Here is a 4,550-nt window from a genome sequence, read left to right as displayed (position 1 = left end):
GACCGTGCTGTGGGCCGTGCAGGCCCGCCCGTCACCCCGGCTCGACGTGCTGTTCGCGTCCGGCGCCCATCTGTCGGGGCTGCTCGCCGGGTACGGAATCCTGGTCATGCTCTTCCTGATGGCCCGGGTGCCCGCGATCGAGCACGGGGTCGGCGCCGACCGGCTCGCCCGGCACCACGCACGGGGCGGCCGCCACGTCCTCACCCTGTGTGCGGCCCACATCGCCCTCGCCCTGTGCGCGTACGCCGCCCACTCCGGCGCCGACCTCGTCACGACGGTCACCGACCTGCTCGGCTACCCGGGGCTCGCCGCCGCGACCGCCGGCACCCTGCTGCTCGTCACGGTGGGGGTGAGCAGCGCCCGCGCCGTGCGCCGCCGCGTCGGCCACGGCACCTGGCGCGGCCTGCACCTGCTCACGTACGTCGCCGCGGCGCTGGCCTTCGCGCACCAACTGGCCGGGCCCGACATCGCGTACAGCCCCGTCAGCCTCGGCCTGTGGTGCCTGCTGCACGCCACCGTCGCCGTGCTCCTCGTCTGGTACCGGCTCGTGGTCCCGCTGCGCCAGGCGCTCCGGCACGGCCTGCGGGTCGTCGAGGTGCGCGGCGAGGCCCGGGGCGTGGTGTCGGTGCTGATGCGCGGCCGCGACCTGGCCCACCTGCACGCCGAGCCCGGCCAGTTCTTCCGCTGGCGGTTCCTGACCGGCGCGCTCTGGCACACCGCACTCCCGTTCTCCCTGTCCGCGCCGGTCGACGGCGACCACGTCCGCATCACGGTGAAGGCCGTCGGCGACCACACGCGGCGGATCCGCAGGCTGCGCCCCGGCGCCCGGGTCGTCGCCACCGGCCCGTTCGGCGCGCTCACCGCCCACCGGCGCACCCGCCGCAAGGTGCTGCTGCTCGCCGGGGGAGTGGGCATCACGCCGCTGCGCGCCCTGTTCGAGACGCTGCCCGGCGACCCGGGCGACCTCACCCTCCTCTACCGCGCGAACAACGCCGAACAGCTCGTCCTGCGCGCCGAGTTGGAGGACATCGCCCATACGCGGCAGGCGGCCCTGCACTACCTGCTCGGCCCCTCCGACGCGGCCTTCGACCCGCTCGCCCCGCAGGCGCTGCGCAACCTCGTGCCCGATCTCGCCGACCACGACGTCTACCTGTGCGGCCCGCCCGGCATGACGACCGCCGCGACGACCGCCCTCGTCCGCGCGGGCGTCCCCGAGGCCCGCATCCACGCCGAGTCCTTCACGTACTGACTGCGCGCGCACTGACTGCGCGCGTACGGACTGCGCGCGCACTGACCGCACGCGTACTGGCGCGCGTAGCGGTTGCCCACTTACTGACGCACGTACTGACTGCCCACTTACTGACCGCACACGGACTGGCGCACGTACTGACCGCACACGTACTGACTGCACCCGAGCTGACCCCACACGTACTGACCGCGCCCGAGCTGACCGCACACGGATTGGCGCACGTACTCACCGCAACAACAGCCGACTGCACCCGAGCCGACCGCGCACATACTGACCGAACCCGGAGAAGACTCCCGATGGGCCGCCACAGCAGACCCGCCCGCACCGCGTACGCCCCCACGATCCAGGCCCGCCGCAGGCTGACGGCCGGTCTCGCCTCGGCGAGCGCGGTGGTCGCGGCCGCCCTCGCCCTGACCGTCGACCCGGCCGCGCCGCCCTCTCCCGACCGGGCCGTCCCGCATGCCGGGACGGCAAGCTCAGATGACGCTCAACTCTCCACGCATTCGTGGACGGCGCACGCATCGCGTCCATAGGGTCGCGATCATGCCTGACATATCCCTGGCCACCGTCGTGGTCCTCTGTGTCGCCGCGCTCGCGGCGGGCTGGGTCGACGCGGTGGTGGGCGGCGGTGGCCTCCTGCTGCTCCCCGCGCTGCTGCTCGGCCTCCCGAACTCCGCGGGCGCGGGACCGTACGCACTCGGCACCAACAAGGCCGTCGCCATCGTCGGCACCACCGGCGCCGCCGTCACCTTCGCCCGCAAGGCCCCCGTCGACGTACGCCTCGCGGTCCGGATCGGGATCGCCGCGCTGATCGGCTCGACCGGCGGCGCGCTGCTCGCGGCCGGCCTGAGCACGGAGGTCCTCAAGCCGATCGTCATGGTGGTCCTGGTCGGCGTCGGCGCCTTCGTGATCTTCCGCCCGGCGTTCGGCACGGCGCCGTCCGCGACCCCGGCCTCGCCCCGGCGGGTCCTCGCCGCGATCGGCCTGGCCGGGCTCGGCATCGGCTTCTACGACGGCCTGATCGGCCCCGGCACGGGTACGTTCCTCGTCCTCGCCCTGACCGCGCTCCTCCACCTCGACCTGGTCACGGCCTCCGCCACCGCGAAGATCGTCAACTGCTGCACCAACGCGGGCGCGCTGGCGATGTTCGCGTGGAAGGGCACCGTCTACTGGCAACTGGCCGCCCTGATGGCCGTCTTCAACCTGGCCGGCGGGATGGTGGGCGCCCACACCGCGTTGAAGCGGGGCGCCGGATTCGTGCGGATCGTGCTGCTGACGGTGGTCTGCGCACTGGTGCTGAAGATGGCGTACGAGCAGTGGGTCGCCTGAGCCGAGCCGCCTGAAGGGTCTTAGCGACTCCCCGTCAGATGGGCGAACACCACCACGTTCCCCTGGTACCCCGTCCGCCGTGAGTACGGGCCCCCACAGGTGATCACCCGCAGCTCCGGCCGCGGCGCCGCGCCGTACACCTTCTCGTCGGGGAAGTCCTTGGCCGCGTACACCTCGACGGCGTCGACCGTGAACACCGCCACCGAACCGTCCCGCCGGTCGATCTCGATGGTGCGGCCGCGCGTCAGGGCACCCAGGTCGTAGAAGACGGCGGGGCCGACCGCGTTGTCGACGTGGCCCGCGACCACCGCCGTGCCCCGCTCGCCGGGCCTGGTCCCGGCCTCGTACCAGCCGGCGAGGTTCTTCTTCTCGGGCGGCGGCACGTCGAGGCTGCCTCCGCGGTTCAGGCCGAGCCCCATCAGCGGTGCGTCGACGCGCAGCGACGGGATGCGGATCCGGTCGGGCGGGGACGGGGACATGGGGGCCGCGCCCGGCAGGCTGCGGTCGGTGCCCGCGCGGGCCTGCGCGGCCGACGGCTGCGGGGGCGGATGCCCCTCGGAACCACTGCCCAGGAGCCAGGCGCCCGCGCTCAGGGCGAGCACGGTGACGGCGCCTATGACGGCGTTGGCGCGGTTGCGTACGCGCATGAGGCCTCCAGAATCCCACTCCCGCAGGGCCCTTCCCCTCCGTCCGCGAGGGGGTGCGGCCGGAGGGGAGGGGGCTGGCGGTACCGGTGGACGGACGGGCCCGCGGACTGCGGAGGGAGCCCGGACCCCGTCCTTTCCTTCCTCGGATCCGAGGATCCTCAGATTCCATCGCCTCTCGCCCGGCGATGGAGGAGCCAGGTACCGCCCGCGGCGGCGACGGCCAGGGCCGCCACTCCCGCCGCGGTCTGTACGGGGTCGGGCCCGAGCGCGCCGCCGACCCCCGTCTTCACATGCCCGCGCGGCATCTGCGCCCCCGGGGCGCCGGCCGGTGCGAGCGACACGATCAGGTCGCCGGTCACCTCGGTGCCGCCGGAGCAGCGGGCGACGATCTCGTACGTTCCCGGTTGCGCGGAGGGCGGGACTTCGAACCGGCCAGAGGCGTTCGCCGCGTCCGGGTCCGGAGCATCCGGAGCGAGGGTGAAGGTCCCCGCCCCGACCGCGCCCGCGTCGACCGCGGCCGTGCCCTGCGCACCGCAGGCGGTGGTGGAGACGGTGACCGTCGCACCGGGGACGGCCGTCGCGGGGTACACCTCCAGGCCGCCCTGCGCCGCGGCGACGGGCGACACGGCGATTCCGGCGGCCGCGACGGCGAACGCGGCGACGGTCAGGGGTCGGCCTGTGCGCATCGTGCTTGCTCCTTCGCGGGCGTCGGACGCGCCCTGCAAGCACGAGGTAAGTGCCAGTCGCCGCGCCACGCCTGCTGATGCAGCGTCAGAAACCCAGTCGTGCCACCCCTCCTGACGCCTCGACGGCAACATTCCAGCAGGTCACCGGCGTGTCCAAGAAAAACAACCCGAAGGACGCCCTCACCGTGCGACCGGGTGAACGCTCCTTCAGATGTCGGGCGCGCAACGGCACTTAGCCGCCCGGGGGGCACGGGGCAGAACGGCCCAGCCCAGCAGCTCGGCAGCTCGGCAGCCCGGCAGCCCGGCGGTTCGGCTGCACCGCGGTGCCGCTCAGCGCCCCGAGCGGCGCGGGCGCACTCGGCACCCCGAGAGACCGCGGGCACACTCGCCCGCGGTTTCCGCTGCACCGCTGCACCGCTGCACCGCTGCACCGCTGCACCGCTGCACCGCTGCACCGCTGCACCGCTGCACCGCTGCACCGCTGCACCGCTGCACCGCTGCACCGCTGCACCGCTGCACCGCTGCACCGCTGCACCGCTGCACCGCTGCACCGCTGCACCGCTGCACCGCTGCACCGCTGCACCGCTGCACCGCTGCACCGCTGCACCGCTGCACCGCTGCACCGCTGCACCGCTGCAC

Annotated in this window: 5 protein-coding genes; 3 read left to right on the top strand and 2 right to left on the bottom strand. The window is 74.0% G+C overall.

Going from position 1 to position 4,550, the window contains the following annotated elements; translation table 11 throughout:
• The 3 genes from G3I40_RS04660 to G3I40_RS04650 all read left to right on the top strand — a co-directional run.
• On the top strand, positions 1 to 1,249 hold a 1,249-nt coding region (locus G3I40_RS04660; protein ID WP_343244826.1), incomplete at its 5' end, for a ferric reductase-like transmembrane domain-containing protein.
• Between the two features lie 296 nt (positions 1,250 to 1,545).
• A complete protein-coding gene (locus tag G3I40_RS04655) occupies positions 1,546 to 1,782 on the top strand; it encodes a hypothetical protein (RefSeq protein WP_164300874.1) in 237 nt (78 codons plus the stop codon).
• Positions 1,783 to 1,792: 10 nt separating this feature from the next.
• Positions 1,793 to 2,578: a TSUP family transporter gene (locus tag G3I40_RS04650; RefSeq protein WP_164300873.1), complete on the top strand. Its 786-nt coding sequence runs from the start codon at positions 1,793 to 1,795 to the stop codon at positions 2,576 to 2,578.
• Positions 2,579 to 2,598: 20 nt separating this feature from the next.
• On the opposite strand, the gene G3I40_RS04645 is transcribed toward G3I40_RS04650, so the two are convergent.
• Positions 2,599 to 3,225 (bottom strand): class F sortase, encoded by a 627-nt coding sequence (locus G3I40_RS04645; protein WP_164300872.1) that lies wholly within the window; start codon positions 3,223 to 3,225, stop codon positions 2,599 to 2,601.
• A gap of 158 nt (positions 3,226 to 3,383) precedes the next feature.
• Positions 3,384 to 3,911 carry a hypothetical protein gene (locus G3I40_RS04640; RefSeq protein WP_164300871.1) on the bottom strand — a complete coding sequence of 176 codons (528 nt, stop codon included), beginning with the start codon at positions 3,909 to 3,911 and terminating at the stop codon, positions 3,384 to 3,386.
• Positions 3,912 to 4,550 lie beyond the last annotated feature (639 nt).

Source organism: Streptomyces sp. SID14478 (assembly GCF_010548525.1).
Lineage (GTDB): Bacteria > Actinomycetota > Actinomycetes > Streptomycetales > Streptomycetaceae > Streptomyces.
This window is presented reverse-complemented; position numbering and strand designations above follow the sequence as displayed.

Coding starts and splice junctions, on each gene's coding strand:
- G3I40_RS04655 (WP_164300874.1), top strand. CDS start 1,546: ATGGGCCGCCACAGCAGACCCGCCCGCACCGCGTACGCCCCCACGATC.
- G3I40_RS04645 (WP_164300872.1), bottom strand. CDS start 3,225: ATGCGCGTACGCAACCGCGCCAACGCCGTCATAGGCGCCGTCACCGTG.
- G3I40_RS04650 (WP_164300873.1), top strand. CDS start 1,793: ATGCCTGACATATCCCTGGCCACCGTCGTGGTCCTCTGTGTCGCCGCG.
- G3I40_RS04640 (WP_164300871.1), bottom strand. CDS start 3,911: ATGCGCACAGGCCGACCCCTGACCGTCGCCGCGTTCGCCGTCGCGGCC.